At 53.2% G+C, this 17,643-nt stretch carries 11 protein-coding genes; all 11 read left to right on the top strand.

Annotated elements, in window-relative coordinates; all coding sequences use genetic code 11:
- The first annotated feature begins 82 nt into the window (after positions 1-82).
- The 11 genes from QOL74_RS10200 (at position 83) to QOL74_RS10150 (ending at position 17,587) form a co-directional block, all read left to right on the top strand.
- Positions 83-856: an SDR family NAD(P)-dependent oxidoreductase gene (locus tag QOL74_RS10200; RefSeq protein WP_283409487.1), complete on the top strand. Its 774-nt coding sequence runs from the start codon at positions 83-85 to the stop codon at positions 854-856.
- Between the two features lie 64 nt (positions 857-920).
- Positions 921-2,315 carry a glucuronate isomerase gene (uxaC, locus tag QOL74_RS10195; RefSeq protein WP_283409372.1) on the top strand — a complete coding sequence of 465 codons (1,395 nt, stop codon included), beginning with the start codon at positions 921-923 and terminating at the stop codon, positions 2,313-2,315.
- A gap of 848 nt (positions 2,316-3,163) precedes the next feature.
- Positions 3,164-4,330: an ABC transporter substrate binding protein gene (locus tag QOL74_RS10190; protein ID WP_283409371.1), complete on the top strand. Its 1,167-nt coding sequence runs from the start codon at positions 3,164-3,166 to the stop codon at positions 4,328-4,330.
- A gap of 317 nt (positions 4,331-4,647) precedes the next feature.
- Complete coding sequence (locus QOL74_RS10185) at positions 4,648-7,158, top strand: MFS transporter (RefSeq protein ID WP_283409486.1); 2,511 nt, start codon at positions 4,648-4,650, stop codon at positions 7,156-7,158.
- 91 nt (positions 7,159-7,249) lie between these two features.
- Entirely contained in the window at positions 7,250-8,380 is a 1,131-nt protein-coding gene (locus tag QOL74_RS10180) for a DUF7005 family protein (RefSeq protein ID WP_283409370.1), read from the top strand.
- 108 nt (positions 8,381-8,488) lie between these two features.
- A complete protein-coding gene (locus QOL74_RS10175; RefSeq protein WP_283409369.1) occupies positions 8,489-9,301 on the top strand; it encodes a hypothetical protein in 813 nt (270 codons plus the stop codon).
- Positions 9,298-10,461 (top strand): ABC transporter substrate-binding protein, encoded by a 1,164-nt coding sequence (locus QOL74_RS10170; protein WP_283409368.1) that lies wholly within the window; start codon positions 9,298-9,300, stop codon positions 10,459-10,461. The genes QOL74_RS10175 and QOL74_RS10170 overlap by 4 nt, the downstream gene beginning before the upstream one ends.
- Positions 10,462-10,473: 12 nt before the next feature.
- Positions 10,474-11,901, top strand: a complete 1,428-nt coding sequence (locus QOL74_RS10165; RefSeq protein ID WP_283409367.1) for an NHLP bacteriocin system secretion protein — start codon at positions 10,474-10,476, stop codon at positions 11,899-11,901.
- Between the two features lie 12 nt (positions 11,902-11,913).
- A complete protein-coding gene (locus QOL74_RS10160) occupies positions 11,914-14,136 on the top strand; it encodes an NHLP family bacteriocin export ABC transporter peptidase/permease/ATPase subunit (protein ID WP_283409366.1) in 2,223 nt (740 codons plus the stop codon).
- Positions 14,137-14,151: 15 nt separating this feature from the next.
- Positions 14,152-17,073, top strand: coding sequence for an NHLP bacteriocin export ABC transporter permease/ATPase subunit (locus QOL74_RS10155; RefSeq protein WP_283409365.1), 2,922 nt, complete (start codon positions 14,152-14,154; stop codon positions 17,071-17,073).
- Between the two features lie 151 nt (positions 17,074-17,224).
- Positions 17,225-17,587 carry a hypothetical protein gene (locus QOL74_RS10150; protein ID WP_283409364.1) on the top strand — a complete coding sequence of 121 codons (363 nt, stop codon included), beginning with the start codon at positions 17,225-17,227 and terminating at the stop codon, positions 17,585-17,587.
- The last annotated feature ends 56 nt before the right edge of the window (positions 17,588-17,643 follow it).

Here is a 17,643-nt window from a genome sequence, read left to right as displayed (position 1 = left end):
AATCAACAGGACCTGTTGATATCAGAACGCCGGTCAAAGAAAGCAAAAAACCGGCGGTGAGGAGTGAAGATCAGTGAAGAAGATGGAGTCATCCTATCCCCACATCTTTTCCCTGGCGGGAAAAACCGCTGTCATCAGCGGCGGTGCCACCGGGCTGGGACTGGCCATGACAGAATGCATGGTCAGCGCCGGTGCCAAAGTGATCATGCTGGGCCGCAGTCTGCCGGAAACCGCCCAGGCCATTTGCGACCAGTATCCCGGCAGCGTGTTTTACCGCCAGTATGACGTGGTCAATACTCAGGAAGCCCCACTGCTGGCAGCGGAGCTCATTGAAGCTCACGGCCAGGTGGACATTCTCATCAATAATGCGGGAAATCACTGCAAAAAACCGGTGGAAGAAATGACAGTGGAAGACTTTGAAGGGGTGATGAAGGTGCATGTCACCGGCGCCTTTGCCCTTTCCAAAGCCTTTGTGCCCCATATGCGCCAAAGGGGAAGTGGCAGCATTCTCTTCACCGCCAGCATGACCAGCTTCATCGGCCAACCCTATGTCATGGGCTATGCCGCCGCCAAATCAGCCTATCTGGGACTGGTGCGCACCCTGGCCAGCGAAGTCAGCGGCGACGGCATTCGGGTGAATGCCATTGCCCCCGGCTGGATCGACACCCCCATGTTCCGAAAAGCCACCGACAACGATCCGGCACGCAAGGCCAAAATTCTGGGCCGCACCCCCATGAACAAAGTGGGTGAACCGGCAGACATCGGCTGGGCCGCCGTGTACCTGTGCAGCGATGCCGCCAAATTTATCACCGGCATCTGCCTGCCGGTGGACGGGGGCGCTCTCATCGGCTTTTAGCCGCCGCCTGTTCGCCCAAAATCATTCACCCCTTCAGGCCCCGGCCCGAAGAGAAGGAGGAACCATGTTTTCAGAAAACCTGTTTTTAACCAATGAAACCGGCAGGCACTTGTACAATGCCTATGCCAAAGACCTTCCCATCATCGATTACCACTGCCACCTGCTTCCCAAAGAAATCTGCGAAAACAAAGTGTTTGAAGATCTGGGGGAAATGTGGCTGGCAGGTGACCACTACAAATGGCGGGCCATGCGCACCTTTGGCATCAATGAACGCCTCATCACCGGCGACGCCAGCTACTACGAAAAATACCTGGCCTTTGCTGAAATCATGCCCCAGCTCATCGGCAACCCCCTGTACATCTGGTGTGCCCTGGAGTTGAAGCGCTACTTTGACATCGACGAGCCCCTGGGCCCTGAAAATGCAGAAACCATTTACCAAAAAACCAAAGCCATGATTGTGGAAAAGCAAATGACTCCCCGGTGGTGCATGGAGGTTTCCCGGGTGGAAGTGGCCAGCACCACCGAAGATCCGGTGGATTCCCTGGAATACCACGAAAAAATGCTGGCAGATCCAGATCTGAAGGTGCGCGTTCTTTCCGCCTTCCGCCCTGACAAGGTGTTTTACTGTGAAAAGGCAGATTTTCCAGGCTACCTGCCCCAGTTGGAAGCCGTCACCGGCATGACCATCCACTCCTTTGCCGGCATGATGACCGCGCTGGAAAAGCGGCTGCTGGACTTCAAAGACATCGGCACCATGATCAGTGACAACGGCATTGCCGATTTCACCTGGGCCGACTTCACCGAAGAACAGGTGGAGGCCATTTATGCAAAAGCCGCCAAAGGTGAAGCCCTCACCACAGAGGAAATCAACCGGTACAAATCCGCCTGCCTGGCAGCCATGGGGCAGATGTACCATCGCCAGGGCTTTGTCATGCAGCTTCACATCGGCACTTATCAGGGTGCCAACAAGGTGATGGAAAAGCAGGTGGGCGTTTCCACCGGTTTTGACTGTACCGATGACACCACCTCTGTGCGAAGCGTGGGGACCCTCCTGAATTACCTGAAAGAACGGGAAGCCCTGCCCAAGACCATCCTGTATCCCCTGAACCCGGTGCTCATGGAAACCTTCGCCATATTGGCCGCCGGCTTCTGCGAGGGCGGCACCCGGGCCAAGGTGCAGCTGGGCGCCCCCTGGTGGTTCAACGATCAGGCCTATGGCATTCAGCGCCAGTTTGAAGCCGTTGCCAACCTGTACCCCATCAGCCTGTCAGTGGGCATGCTCACCGACAGCCGCAGCTTCCTCAGCTACCCCCGTCATGAACTGTACCGCCGTATGCTTTGCAGCTACCTGGGTTCCCTGGTGGAGCGGGGCGAATATTTCTCCGGCGAAGCCGCACTGAAACAGGTGGTGGAGAATATCTGCTACTATAATGCCCGGGAGTTCTTTGGGCTCCAGTAAGCATTTTTGACACAAGCTTCGATACTGTTATTGCACAAGCTTCGATACTGCTATTGCACAAGCTTCGATACTGCTATTGCACAAGCTTCGATACTGCTATTGCAAAAGCTCCCAGCCATAACAACTGGGAGCTGAGGTTGAAGACAAAGGGATTTGGCCAGGGCAGCTGACTCCAATCTTGTGTGTTTTTAGTCGAAAAACTCGAAAACAGCGCCTGAACTCGCTGCGCTCAAACAGCAGGCGCTGGCGGTTTTCTCCTCCTTTCGAAAAAACACTGACAAGATTTCCAAGGCTGCCCTTTACAAAATCCCTTGTCTTCATCATGTTTTGTCTACAGTCTGAGCTCCCAGCCTTAACAACTGGGAGCTTTTTGCTGCCCGAAAAAGGCTGATGAAGAAGTGCTGCCTGCAGATAACAACAACGAGACGAAGCATTGAAAAAAATGAAAAAGAATCGAATAAAAACAGGCAATTACCCCTAAAAAGAGGGTACCTACCCCAAAAATGGGTGAGGGCTTTGAAATCTGTTATGGTACAAATGAGAGCACTCAACTTCAAGGTTGAAAATCGAATAAATAATCATATTTATAAATAGTCGAAATCTTAAAAAACTGCTATACTGAAAATTGAGTGAATGAAGCTATAAAGCGGATGACAAAGGGATTCAAACAGATGTTTACCAGAACTTGAACAGATTTTGAAACGTTTCAAAGCGTTTTTGATAAACATATTTCGAAGTGTCATAAAGCGTTTTGATGAACAGGGCTTGCCAATGTCTTGAAGAAGCGGAGAGCAGGTTGAAATCAGAAGCGGTCAGCCTGATGAGCATCAATGAATGGAGTGATAACCATGAAAAAAAGTAAAGGGATCATCTCCCTGATGATCATTCTTTTGACAAGCCTGCTGGTGCTGCAGGCAGGGGCAGCGGGAGTTGGCCCTGCTGAGATGTTGACAGAAACAGGGCCTCCTGCTGATTTTAAGGGGCCACCCCTGCGTATCGGCTATGCGGAAACAGACCCCTTCGCCAACTTCGCCGGTACCTTTCATGGCCTTCTGATAGGCTTACAGGAGCTGGGGTGGATTGATATTAATCCGGAAGAAATTCCGTTTACAGAAGGCCAGGAGGACAGCCTGGTCATGTGGCAATGGGTGGAAGCGAACAATGGGAGCCCCTATGTCACCTTTGTTCAGGATGCCCATTATTCCCTGCTGGATGACGACGCGGCTGAAGCACTGGTGAATCGGGTGGAACAAGAACAAGACCTGGATTTGATGATTGTTATGGGCACTTACTTCGGCAGAGTGATGGCAGCGGCCGATCACGAAACTCCCACCTTGGTGTTTTCCACCAGCAATGCCGTTCAGGCAGGGATCATCGAATCACCCCACCATTCGGGAAAAGACCATTTATGGGCCCACATGGATGCAGACCGCTACAAGCGGCAGGTGGCGGTGTTCCATGATATTTTTGAGTTTGAAAAGCTGGGGCTTGTCTATGAAGATTCCATGGAAGGGCGCATTTATGCCGCTCTGGAAGATCTGGAGTTGCTGAAAGAAGAGCGGGGATTTGAACTGGTGACACGCATCGTGAAAGAAGCCTCCGGAGAAGAAGACCGTGACCGATACCACGAAGAATTGCTGCAAGCCTACACAGAACTGGCAGATGAAGTGGATGCCCTGTACATGACGGCAGGCACCCGGGATAACCGGGAGCTGGAACGGCTGCTGACACCCCTCTACCAGGCGGGGATCCCGGTGTTTTCCCAGCTGGGGGCGACAGAAGTGCGACACGGAGCACTTCTCAGCCTGTACCGGGCTGACTTTACAGGTGTTGGCCGCTTTGGAGCCGATCAGATTGGCCATGTGCTCAGAGGAGAAAAACCGGGAGACCTGCCACAGATCTACGGTGATACGCCCAGCATTGTTTTGAACATGGCAGTGGCTGAACGTACCGGGTACCAGCCGCCCTTTGAGATTTTGCTCATTGCCGATGAAATCTATCAAAGCACCGAATAAGCAAAAGATCTCTCACTGGCTGCGAAAAAAAAACGCCAACAGCCACGAACACAAGCTGTCAGCAACAGCCTGAAACAGCCGGCAGTAGTCAGTCCACAACCAGTGATACAGTGATACCATCGCAAACCGGCAGAAGTCTGCACGACCAACAGGAAGCAGTACTAACCGGCAACAGCCTGCACGAAGCAACACGAAATAATGCAAATCAGCAATAACCAATAATGTACTCTGACAATAGCCATTAAAGGCACCGACTGCCAGCATGTGACACCATGAGGCAGCATTGAAAACACAGAAAAGAGATGATGCGGTTGAAGATGTGGGGGAGACAGACAAATGAACAAATGGCAGGCACCAATCAACAACAAATGAAACAAACCTTTATCGTTGCTTCTCTGATGCTAATCATCGGTGTGTTGGCTTTCACCGGCATGATGAACATCAGCTCTTTTCGGCATCAATATGTCACCTCCCTGATGAACAGCCAGTCAGTGGTGGTGGGTGAAACCGTTCGAAAAATCGAATTTGCAGTCAAATACGGGAAACCCCTGGAAAATTTCCATGGCATGACCCCACTGTTGGAAGAAATTCGCGGCCAGCTTCCTGGCATTCAGCAGGTGGAAATATATTCCAGTGCAGGAGAGGCCCTGTACGCTCTGGAGAACATCACCCTGCCTGAAAACATGAAGCCTCGGGCTGTTTTTCCTGAGAAACCCTCTCAGGCCTATGTCTATGGTCTGGAAGAAGGCGTGTACCACCAGTTTTTCCCCATATTCAATCAGGATGGTCAGCCCATCGGCAGTTTGGGGCTGGCTTTTTCTGAAAACCTGGTGGATCAACGGGTCAGACCTTACCTGTACCAGCAGGGACGCAACCTGTTGCTGTTGGTGTGCCTGGCTACTCTGGCACTGATTTTTCTCAGCGGGAAAAAATCGCCGGTGACAGCAGCGGGACACATTGACCGGAAAATTCTGCTGTGGCTGATGGTGGGTGTGATTGGCTCCGCCCAGATCATTTACGGCTTCTTAAATTATCGCATGTTCCAGGAAGCTTACCTGACCCAGACCCGGGACAATACGGCGGCGGTGGCCTCCATCATCGAGAAAGACGTGAAGACGGTACTGGATAAAGGGGTGGGCTACCACCAGTTTTACCAGATGGACCAGTATCTGGCCAACATTGCCAACTCCCTGCCTGAGGTGGAAGGCATTCGAATGATTCAGAACGACCGCATTGTTCACGGCATGACCCCTGAAGAAGCCGGCAGTGCCTGGAAGCCAGGGGAAGAAGCCACCGGCCTTGCCCTACCGGAAGGGGCAGGGGAAGTGAGCGGTATGTCACTGCAAGTGACAATCTCTCAGGAATACCTGAGAAACCAGCTGCGGGAACTGCTGCTGGACACCCTGACAGTTTTGGTCACCTCCACCTTTTTCATGGTGGAACTCACCTTTTTTCTCATGGTGTGGCTGAGCCGAAAAAAGAAACCGACATCGGTTGGCGAAAAAACCCGGCAAATGGAAGAGATACCAGTCGGCGAAGAAATCTGGCAGGCAGAAGAAGCATTGCAGGGGAAAGAACACCTGATGGCGGAAGACCAGACGCTGGACGCGCTGGTGGTGCGGGTGCTGGCCTTCATCGTTTTTACCGCCATTTTCATGTCCTCCTCCTTCATTCCCCTTCTCATGAAATCCATCTCCCGGCCTGTGATGGGCCTTTCTGAGAATGTGATTTATGGGCTTCCCATTTCTTTCAACTTTCTGCTGGGAGCATTGGGCATTATTCTGGCAGGAAGATACATTGACAAAATCGGCTGGCGAAAAACCTTCTTTGTAGGCAGTTTGGTGCTGGGAGCAGGCACCCTGCTGTCAGGTCTCACCACTAACCCCCTGGTGTTTGTTTTGGTGAGGGGTATTACCGGAGCCGGGTACGGCTTCACCCTCATGGCCATGCGGGGGTGTGTGCTGACCCTGGCTTCTGACAAGTTTGAGGGATATGCCTCCCTCAATGCCGGCATTTACTCCGGCATGAACTGTGGTGTGGTCATCGGCGCCATGCTGGCAGACCGGATCGCATACCGGGGGGTGTTCATGGTGACGGTGGTGTTGATTGCCCTTGCAGGCCTGTATGTTCTTAAATTTACACAAAAGCCGTCAGATGCTGAGATAAAGACCCCTACAGTGGAAGAGAAGCTGGTGAAAAGCGCAGATAAAAAACAGATAGAACCACTAAAACACTTTTTTTCAGACAAAAAAGTCTTCTTGTTCCTTTTGGGAATTCTGTTACCTGCCGGTATTTGCATGATGTTTCTTGACTACTTCTTTCCCCTCCTGACCCAGGAAATGAATGTTCCTGTGGCCAATGTGGGGCGGGCTTTCCTGGTGAACGGCGTCTGTATCGTGTACCTGGGGCCATTGATCAACCGGGTGCTGGGCAAACGGCTGCGGGTGGAAACCCTGGTGGTCATGGGAGCCCTCAGCACCATAGGGGCCATGGCAGTATTTGCTTCAGTGGGCACGTTGATGGCCGCCTTTGTCGCCGCTTTTCTTTTGGGAATCGCCGACAGCTTTGCCCTGGTGGCCCAGACAAATTACCTGCTGGGGTTGGAATCAGCCAAAATACTGGGTCAAGGGCTGGCGCTGGGTTACTACAGTAACGTGAAAAAAATCGGGCAGATGTTGGGCCCCATGGTTTTCGGGGGCATGATCACCCTGGGCAACCAGCGGGGCATTGGCTTCATCGGGGCAGGGGTGCTGGTACTCACCCTGGCTTTTATGACCACCCTGCGCCGAAGCAAGGCAGAACCAGAAGAATCAGAAATTCCTCTTTAGGGGTAACCGGGAACTTTTTCGACGTTTTTGTTCAGGCATCAGTTTTTAACGGTTAAAAAGGACGATGTGCTTCATTGACAGGAGGCAGCCCATGAACACCAATATGAGTAAGACAGGCACCAAACACTCAGTCACCAAACACTCAGTCACCAAACACTCAGCCACCAGGCAAACAGGCACTCATCACACACCATTAGCCGGAGCGGCAGCCAGTTTGCTGGATGAAAACCACTGGGTGCAGCCCCGGGAAGCACCTGATCTGACCACCCCCCTTGAAGACCAGCTCTTTATTCGGGACTGGCGGCGCTACCAGGCCATGGCCCAAAAGCAAAGCCTGATGAAGGTGCTGAAAAACCCCCTGCGGCAGTTGTGTTTTCCCATTGAAGCAGGCATGAGCCAACACAGCGAATACCAGGCTGCCACCAAAAAGGGGCTTAGCCCCCTGTTAATGATCAAAGCCACCGGCTTGCCACTGGAAAACCCGGAAGGAATTCAACTGTTTTTTCATCCAACAGAAGCAGGGCATCTGCCGGTGCTGGACATTCCCTCAAGATGCGATTTTGAAAACCTGATGCGGGCACTGGCTCGCCGGAATGAACCTGTGGAAATCCCCCCTTCCACGGGGGCCTGCATGGTGAAGGGCTACAATAACTGGGACAGGGTGGAACAATACCAGAAGCAGCAAGGCGCCGCTTTCAGTTTTCAGCACATGAAAGAAACGCCGGCACTTTATCGGGACGTGTTCCTTCTCATCACCCAGGCACCCTACAGTGGGGTGACCGCCAGGGTCATGGGCCTGGAGAACAGTGAATGGCTGGCCTATTCCCGAACCATTCGACTGGCCCACGAAGCCACGCACTACGTCACCCTGCGGATGTACGGCAGTGCCAACAACCATCTACTGGACGAAATGGTGGCCGACTACCGGGGGATCGTGGCTGCCCTGGGTGAATTCAAGGCCTCCTGGCTGCTCCATTTCTTCGGCATCGGGGAAGACCTGACCTATCGCCCCGGGGGGCGAATGCAAAATTACCTGAAAGACCAGCACTTATCTGATGACGCTTTTCAAGAAGTGGTGGCAGTGGTGGCCCAGGCGGCACACCAGCTGGAAGCCTGGGGCAGCCGAAACCCAGACCTCTACACCACAAAAGGTCAGCGCAGCGCTCTGGCTCACCTGACCCGGCTAACCCTGCGGCAGATGGCAGCAGGCACGGGGTTCTGAGAACCTTTAAAAATACCGGAAAACACCCAAAAACACCGGAAAATACCGGAAAACCACTGAATAACCTGGTGGAAAAAAATGACTGCATCAGCGAGGGGAGGCGTGGCCGTGAAACCCATGAAACCAGCACAACCAGCACAACCAATACAACCAGCTCAACCAACGATACATCGAAGGGCCATTGAAAAGAGTCCCCTTCTTTCCTGCTACAACCGGGAAACGAAAAAAAACAGCCTGTGCCGACTGGCCATCCTTGAAACACAACAGATGGAAGAAGTGATGGCCCTGCATCATCTGGTTATTCATGAACTGGAAAACCCAGACCTGTACATCCCATACACCCGGGAAGAAATGTCGGGGTACCTGAATCAGGCAAGCGGCTTAATTCTGGGGCTTTATGACGAGCAGGGCATGGGAGCCTTTCGGGTGATCACCTGGCCGGGAGAGGGAAAAGACAACCTGGGGCATCACCTGGGGATTCCCCAAAGCCAGCTGGGGCAGGTGATTCAGCTGGAGGGTACCAATGTTCATCCCAGGTACCGGGGCAATGGGCTTCAGTGTTTGTTAACCGAAAGGGCCCTTAATTGCATACAGCCTAATGAAAAAGAAGGAATTCTGCTGACAGCGGTGTCGCCCCTGAACGGCAGAAGCCTGGTGAACATGTTCACCTTGGGCATGCATATCGCCGGCCTGAAAAACCGGCAGGCTCAACCGGCACGGCTGGTAATGAAAAGAGATTTTTACCGGCAAAGCCACAAATGGCAGCAAGGCCCGTGGATCGAAGCCGGTGACATCGAAAGTCACCAAAGGCTGCTGGCCCAGGGGCTGGAAGGCCACGAAGCCAGCATGAATGCTGAAAAAAGGCTGCTGGTTCGTTATGGAAGACCACTATTGAGTCATGAGGGGGCTGTAATGCGATGAATAAGAGATTGATCAGGCTATGCACAGGGATTGGTCTTCTGGCGGTGCTGGCCAGCGGCTGCCAGAGTACCCACACCCTTGAAGGACAGCGGAAAAACTGGGAGCGTAATCCCCAGCAGCCGGTAACCTTTGCGGTGGCAGGGCGCATCCCGTTTTTGACCACCAGCACCGACTTTATGAAGGGAGCGGAGCTGGCAGTGGAAGAAATCAACGCGGCAGGCGGAGTGGCCGGCAGAACACTGGAACTGGAACCCCATGATGATGAAGGATCTGTGATGAAGGGCACCATTATTGCCCAGGAGTTGGCAAAAAACGTGAACCTGAGCGCTGTCATCGGCCATACCAGCACCCACGTCACCATTCCCGTTTCCACCATTTATGAAGAAGCGGGAATGGTGATGATCTCCCCCATTGTGTCCAACAGCCGGCTGACCCAGCGGGGGTATGCCAACATATTCCAGAACATTCCCGGAGATGATGACATCGGCAGGGAAATGGCGCTGTCTGCCCATGAAAATGGCCTGGAACGAATTGTGATTTACTACGCCGACAATGAATACGGCCGGGGGTTGGCCAATGCCTTTGAAACGGCGGCAGACGATTTGAACATTCAGGTGGTGGACAGAGCCACCCGGTTCCACGAAGACACCCATTTTCGCCGGGCCCTGCAAAAGTGGCAGGCCATGGAGTATGAAGCGGTCTTTGTGGCAGACTCCATGCTGACAGGGAAAGAGTTTCTCTTCAGGCTGCAGGAGGCGGGGGAGTTCCCGGCCATTCTGGCAGATGCAGGCATGGACGTGGACTTTATCCAAACCTTTGGAGCATATGGGGAAGGGGCGGTACTGGCATCTTTGGTGAACATGGAAATGGGCGGTGAACGGATGAACCAGTTTCTGGAAGCCTTTCAGCAGACCCATGGCGAAGAACCCGACGAATGGGCGGTGCAGGGGTACGAAACCATTCATATCTTGGCAGAAGCCGTGAACCGGGCGCAAAGCCCTGCTCCCGCCGATGTGGCAGAGGCCCTCAGGGTGATCACCTGGGAAGGGCTGACGGGTAACATCCACTTTGATTCCACGGGGCGGGTGGCCGGTAAACACATTTACCAAAAGCGAGTGGTCAATGGCCGCTTTGTCTATGAACTGCTGGACAGCGAATAGGAGGGGAAAAGCATGAGTAACGTATTTCGAAAAACATCACTGGATCGGCTGTCTTCTCCAGAGCAGCTGGACCAGATTATGACAGTCACCACCCCCCGAGCCTGGCTGGCCTTGCTGGCCATTGGAGCCATGGTGGCCACCGCGCTGGTGTGGGGCATTTTTGGCAGTATTCCAGCCAAAACCCATGGCCAGGGGATTCTGCTCACCAGTGGAGGCGTTCACAATGTCACCCATTCCCGTTCTGGCCGGGTGACAGACATTCGGGTGAGACAGGGAGATGTGGTACGCCAGGGGGATGTGCTGGCCCGCATCGAACAGCAGGAGCTGGTGGAAGAAATCAATCACTTGAAACTGAAAATCGCCGAACTGCAACGGGTGGAAGCAAATCTACCCCAGTTTCAGGAAGCGGCTTTTCAGGAAGAACTGTATGAGCTGTATGAAATGACCCGACGGCTGGAAGATGCCGCCGCTCAGGTGGTGATCATGGAAGCCACCTACAAGCGGGAGACCGCTAACGCCAGCCTGAACCGCTTTGAACTGGAAAGGGCCCTCATAGCCCTGGAAGAAGCTGAGATGCAGGCAGAACGGCAGCAGGAAGAAGTGGACAGAAAGAAAGCGCTTTATGAAGCCGGGGCCGTTTCCCAGACAGAGTATGAAGCAGCTGAGAACCAGCTTAAGCTGACTGAAATGAATGTGGAACGTGCCCGGCAGGTGGTGGAAGCCTTCCCTGCCCAGGAACTGGCATCGGCAGAATCATTGCGGGCCCAGGAGGCACAGCTGATCCAGACCCGGCTTCAGGTACGGTTGCTGGAAGAAGATATGGAAGACCGGAAAAGCCGCCTGGCTTCCTCCAACGCCAGAGAAATGGTGGACACCCAGCGCCGCATTGAAGCCCTGCAGCAGGAACTGCAGTTTTCATCCAACATCGTGGCCGGCGTCAGTGGCCGGGTGCTGGAAGTGCGGGTGAGCCAGGATGGCCTGGTACAGCCGGGCGTATCCATCTTCAGTATTGTTCAGGAAGGCAGCAATGTTCAGGATCTGCAGGGGGTGCTGTATGTGCCGGCAGACCGGGGCAAGCAAATCATTCCCGGCATGGAAGCCCAGTTTTCTCCGGGAGTGGCCAAGAAAGAAGAGTATGGGTACATGCTGGGTCGGGTGGTGTCGGTTTCTGAATACCCGGCAACAGCCCAGGGCATGTTGTTAACCCTGGGAAACCAGGAACTGGTGAGCCAGATGGGAAGCCAGGGAGCCCCCATCGAAGTGCGTATCGAGTTGGTGACCAACCCAAACACCCCCAGCGGCTACCAGTGGTCCACCCCCATGGGCCCTCCCATGACCATTGACAGCGGCACAGTGGGCAGCGGTTCCATCACAGTGAGTGCCCAGCAGCCCATTCGAATGATCATTCCCAAGGTTAAAAAATACCTGCCTTTCGACTAAGGAGGCGAAACCATGTCAGCACAACCAACCGGATCCCGGCATAAAGTACCCACAGTGCTCCAGATGGAAGCTGTGGAATGCGGTGCCGCCTCCCTGGCCATGATTTTGGCCTATTACAAACTATTTGTTCCCCTGGAAGAACTGCGGATACAGTGCGGCGTCTCCCGGGACGGCAGCAAGGCCAGCAATATGCTGCGGGCCGCCCGGCGTTACGGCCTGGTATCCAAAGGATACCGCTGGGAGCCTGCTTCATTGAAGAAGCTCACCGGCCCTGCCATTATTCACTGGAATTTCAACCATTTTCTGGTTCTGGAAGGCTTTAAAAATGGAAAAGTATACCTGAACGATCCGGGAATGGGGCCCCGAACAGTGACTGAAGAAGAGCTGGACCAGGCCTTCACCGGAGTGGTGATCACCTTTGAGCCCGGTCCCGACTTTAAAAAAGGCGGCAGTCAGCCCAGCATCATCAAAGCCCTGTTAAAGCGGGTCAAAGGTTCAGAAACTGCCTTGACCTACAGCATCATCATTGGGTTGCTGCTGGTGATTCCCGGCATTGTCATCCCGGTGTTCACCAAAACCTTTGTGGACGAAGTGCTCTTGGGAGGCCGGGAGAACTGGCTGAAAGCCCTGTTATGGGGCATGGGGATCACAGCGGTGCTGCGGGCCCTTCTCACCTGGGTGCAGGAATACTATCTGCTGCGGCTGGAGACCAAAGTGGCCCTCAGCAGTTCCGGGCAGTTTATATGGCATGTATTGCGGCTGCCGGTGGAGTTTTTCCAGCAGCGTTCTGTGGGTGATCTGAGCATGCGCATGCAAAGCAACGACCAGGTGGCTAAAATGCTGTCCGGCCAGATGGCCAAGACATTTCTGGATTTCATGGTGATCATCTTTTACGTCTTCATCATGATTCAGTACGACATCGTCTTAACCCTTCTTGGGGTGGTGGTGGCCGTCATCAGTGTGCTGTACCTGCGGATGGTGTCCACCAAACGGGAAGACATGAACGCCAAGCTGCTGCAGGATTACGGCAAAATGCAGGGCACCGCCATGTCAGGCCTGCAAATGATTGAAACCCTGAAAGCCACCGGATCAGAAGGCGATTTCTTCGCAAAATGGGCAGGGTACCAGGCCAAAACCCTGAATGCAGAGCAAAAAATGGGAGTTTCCAACCAGCTTCTCTCAGGGGTTCCCGGGCTCCTCACTGCCCTGACCAACACCCTGGTCTTGATTGTGGGCGGCTTCCGAATTCTGGACGGCCACATGACCGTGGGGATGCTGGTGGCGTTTCAGAGCCTGATGGCCAACTTTATGGACCCGGTGAACAGCCTGGTACAGATGGGGGGCGTGTTACAGACCTTAAAGGGGGATATGACCCGGCTGGACGACGTGCTGAAATACCCGGTGGATGGCTTAACACAGTTACCGGAGACTTCTGACGAAATGCCCTCAGCCATGGGTGGCAGCGGCGAAGCGCCCGCCACCGAACAGGGGGAACCAGTCCTTTTGGATCATAAACTGGAGGGCTGGGTGACCCTGGAAGATGTTTCCTTTGGATACAGCCCCCTGGAACCACCCCTCATCGAAAACTTCAGCTTACACCTGAGACCCGGCGAGCGGGTGGCACTGGTGGGCAGTTCCGGCAGCGGAAAGTCCACCGTGGCCAAGCTGGTGTCAGGGCTGTACCAGCCCTGGTCAGGAAGAATCCTTTTTGATGGCCGTGAACGAACCGAACTTCCCCGGCAGGTGCTGACCAGTTCCATCGCCGTGGTGGACCAGGACATTAGTATGTTCAAGGGCACCATTCACGACAACATTACGCTCTGGGATCCCACCACCTCAGAACTTGACGTGGTACAGGCAGCCAAAGATGCCTGCATACACCGGGATGTGTCAGAACGTCCCAATGGCTACATGGCCGGGCTGGATGAAGGGGGCACCAACTTCAGCGGCGGCCAGCGACAACGGCTGGAAATCTCCCGGGCACTGGTGAACAACCCCAGTGTGCTGGTGCTGGATGAAGCCACCAGTGCACTGGACCCTCTGACAGAAAAACAACTGGATGAACACCTCCGCCGTCGGGGCTGTGCCTGCATCATCGTGGCCCACCGCCTCAGCACCATTCGGGACTGTGACGAAATCATCGTCATGGAACAGGGTAAAATTGTGGAACGTGGCTCCCATGAAGACTTGTGCAAAACAGATGGCCATTATGCCAAACTCATTAACATGGGTTAAGAAAGGGGTGACTACATGGATCTAAACACAGAAAAGATGTACGAACGAATCAAATCCCTGGGCACCCCTCTGGAACTGGTGGGGAACAAACCCCTGCTGTTTCAGGAGCGAGACAAGGTATACCTGGTGATCAGCGGAAAAGTCGATTTGTTTTCCGTTAAAATCGAGGGGTTTCGACCGGCAGGACGACGCCAGTTTCTGCTTGAAATAACGGAGGGGGAGTTGTTGTTTCCCCTTTTGCCCTACCAGGAGAACCAACGGGGCATACTTATGAACGGCCGGCATGGCACTTCGGTATTGGTCATGGAGCGAAGCCGGTTTGTGGAAGCACTCAAAAATCAGGGACAATTGGGAAAAGAACTGGAAAAACTGCTGGTCAAATGGTTGGAACGACTGCAGCGCCATATGCTGCCGGAAACAGTTCACAGCCAGTTTCATTTGGTATCTCTGGATAACAGCCCGGTGACCGTACAGCAGCAGGAGCGCATCAGAACACCCAACCGCTTTTTATGGGTGCGGGTGGATACCGGCAGACTGAGCCTTTATGACTGGGAAGAAGGTGTGATCCTGACGCAAGGGCAGTGGGCACCTCTGTCACCCATGGGATGGCTCACCGCCACTGAAAATACCAGCATCACCCTGGCCGTCACTCCCGCCATGGTGGAAGAAGGGTGGCTGGATGAAGCCCTAAGCTGGATGCATCTGGCTTTCAAGGCATACCTAGGGTACCAGGAGAAAAAAAGCGTAGTGAACCAACACCGGCAACAGGCGGAAAAACAGAAATTCAACCGGTGGTTTGTGAAAAATTCCCTGCTGCAGTTGGTCCAGGTAACAGAAAAAGTGGATGACATACTCATCGAAGAAGCAGTGATAGACCCATTTTTGGCCGCCTGCCAGATGGTGGGGAAAAAACAGCACATCCCCATTCCAGCCTCTATTGACAAATTATTAACCCCTGATTCCAAAGACCCTCTGGGAGAAATTGCCAAAGCGGCCCGATTCAATGTCCGTCAGGTGATTTTGAGGGAAGGCTGGCACCGCGAAGACCATGGGCCCCTCTTGGCTTACTGGGGAAAAGACAAGAAGCCGGTGGCCCTGATCCCTGAAAACCCTTCCCGTTACTGGATGTATGACCCGGCAACCCAGGAAAGCAGCGTGGTGAGCAGTGGGCTGGCAGAAGAACTGGAAGGCTTTGCCCATTATTTCTACCGTCCCTTCCCCAACAAGGCACTGAAGGCCAAAGACCTGATTCAGTTCGGCCTTACCAGCAGCTGGCGCCGGGATCTGGTGCTCGTCTTACTCATGGGAATTGCAGGCGGTATCTTGGGCATGCTTACTCCTGTGGCAACTGGGGTTGTTTTTGACAGTGTGATTCCTGAAGGAGAACGCACCCAATTGCTTCAAATTGGATTCCTCCTGGGAGCCGTGGCATTGGCCAACACCTTGTTTGAACTGACCCGTTCCTTCGCCATGACCCGGCTGGAAGGCAAGATGGACGGTTCGATCCAGGCAGCAGTGTGGGATCGGCTGCTGGCGCTTCCGGTGCCTTTCTTCAAGGAGTACACCTCGGGTGAACTGGCCATGAGGGCCATGGGAATCACCCAAATTCGAAAAATAGTTTCTGGAGCAGCAGTGAACACCATCCTCACCAGCCTGTTTTCCATTTTCACTTTTGGGCTTCTCTTCTATTACAATAAACGACTGGCCCTTTTTGCCACTATTCCCGTGGTCATCAGTATACTGGTGACACTGGCCCTGGGCTGGTTTCAGGTGCGCTACGAGAAAAAACTCATCGACTTCTCCAAAGAGATTCAGGGGTTGGTGCTGCAGCTTTTCAACGGTGTGGCCAAATTTCGGGTGGCAGGTGCAGAAAACCGGGCGTTCCACCAGTGGGCAAAAGCCTTCAGCCAACAGCGGAAAGTAGCCCTGAAAAACGAAACAGTAGCCAACGTGATGAAAACCTTCAACGCCATCTTCCCTGTGATGATCTCCATGTTTATTTTTTACTTGGTGATTAAATCCACCAAATCATACCTGGATCCGGGGAAATTCATCGCCTTCAACTCAGCCCTGGGCAGCCTGATCGGCTACATGACCAGAATGTCAGAAACCTTTATCACCATCAATGCCATTATTCCCATGTATAAAATGACCACCCCCATTTTGGAGGCCATGCCGGAATATGATGAAGCCAAGGGCGACGTGGGGATGCTCACAGGTGAAATCGAAGTGAGCCGGGTGTCTTTCCGGTATAAAGAAGGGGCACCGCTGGTACTGAAAGATATTTCTTTCAAGATTCAAGAAGGGGAGTACGTGGCCCTGGTAGGCTCCTCCGGCAGCGGCAAATCCACCTTGTTTCGGGTGCTTCTGGGCTTCGAAAAACCGGAGACCGGGCAGATCTACTACAATGGGAAAGATCTGACAAAAGTGGACATCAGATCTGTGCGCAGGCAGCTGGGTGTGGTACTGCAGAACGGACAACTCATGTCAGGAGACATTTTTTCCAATATTGTGGGATCCAAGGCCAACCTGACCATGGAAGATGCCTGGGACGCCGCCCGGCGGGCCGGCATGGAAGAAGACATTAAAGCCATGCCCATGGGCATGCACACAGTCATCAGTGAAGGGTCCAGCACCCTTTCCGGCGGCCAGCGTCAACGGCTGCTCATCGCCCGGGCCATCGTCAGCCGGCCGCGGATCATTTACTTTGACGAAGCCACCAGCGCCCTTGACAACCGAACCCAGAAAATTGTCAGCGAAAGTCTGGATCAACTGAGTGCCACCCGCGTTGTCATTGCCCACCGACTCAGTACTATCATCAATTGTCAACGAATCATCGTCATGGACCAGGGAGAAATTGCAGAGCAGGGCACCTATGAAGAACTGATGAACATGAACGGTATTTTTGCTCAATTGGCCAAACGTCAGTTGGCTTAAGAAAAGAAGCAGGGGATGATTATAGAGGGGGGATGTCACACCCTTTCGATGTTGATTACCTTAAGAGGTGCAGGGTTTGGATAGGCAAGTTTAGATAGGTAAGTTATCATCGGGAGATTCTCCTCGGATAAAATCGAAAGGTGGAGTCATCATGAACGAAAAAATTGAGTTATTAAAACAAAAACTATCGGCTGACGAGAGTTTATTTAAACAGTTAGTGGAACAAGAAACACCCGAAGCAGTACAAAGTTTAATGCAAGATAATGGTGTAGATTTAACGCTACAGGAAGCCGCTGAACTTAAGAACACAGTGGCGAAGGCATTAAAGTACGCCGAAAAAGGCTTAGATCCAGAGAGGGAACTATCAGAAGAAGAAATGGAAGACGTGGCAGGAGGATCTTTAATTGCTATTTTAGTAAGTCTTCTTGTAGGTGCAATTATGACTCTAGTTCCCAGTGCATCACTGGGTTTGTTTTCAGATAAACCTGGAGGCGCGGACAAAAAGCAAGCGTAGAGCAAAAAAACCGTGTTTGGATAGGTGAGCTGGATGGTAACGTGGGGACGGAGGGC

The sequence above is a fragment of the Anoxynatronum buryatiense genome (assembly GCF_900182905.1).
GTDB classification, from domain to species: domain Bacteria; phylum Bacillota; class Clostridia; order Peptostreptococcales; family Tindalliaceae; genus Anoxynatronum; species Anoxynatronum buryatiense.
This window is presented reverse-complemented; position numbering and strand designations above follow the sequence as displayed.

Excerpts from the sequence above, each read along its gene's own strand:
- QOL74_RS10200 (WP_283409487.1), top strand. The coding sequence starts at position 83 with ATGGAGTCATCCTATCCCCACATCTTTTCCCTGGCGGGAAAAACCGCT.
- uxaC (WP_283409372.1), top strand. The coding sequence starts at position 921 with ATGTTTTCAGAAAACCTGTTTTTAACCAATGAAACCGGCAGGCACTTG.
- QOL74_RS10190 (WP_283409371.1), top strand. The coding sequence starts at position 3,164 with ATGAAAAAAAGTAAAGGGATCATCTCCCTGATGATCATTCTTTTGACA.
- QOL74_RS10185 (WP_283409486.1), top strand. The coding sequence starts at position 4,648 with ATGTGGGGGAGACAGACAAATGAACAAATGGCAGGCACCAATCAACAA.
- QOL74_RS10180 (WP_283409370.1), top strand. The coding sequence starts at position 7,250 with ATGAACACCAATATGAGTAAGACAGGCACCAAACACTCAGTCACCAAA.
- QOL74_RS10170 (WP_283409368.1), top strand. The coding sequence starts at position 9,298 with ATGAATAAGAGATTGATCAGGCTATGCACAGGGATTGGTCTTCTGGCG.
- QOL74_RS10165 (WP_283409367.1), top strand. The coding sequence starts at position 10,474 with ATGAGTAACGTATTTCGAAAAACATCACTGGATCGGCTGTCTTCTCCA.
- QOL74_RS10160 (WP_283409366.1), top strand. The coding sequence starts at position 11,914 with ATGTCAGCACAACCAACCGGATCCCGGCATAAAGTACCCACAGTGCTC.
- QOL74_RS10155 (WP_283409365.1), top strand. The coding sequence starts at position 14,152 with ATGGATCTAAACACAGAAAAGATGTACGAACGAATCAAATCCCTGGGC.
- QOL74_RS10150 (WP_283409364.1), top strand. The coding sequence starts at position 17,225 with ATGAACGAAAAAATTGAGTTATTAAAACAAAAACTATCGGCTGACGAG.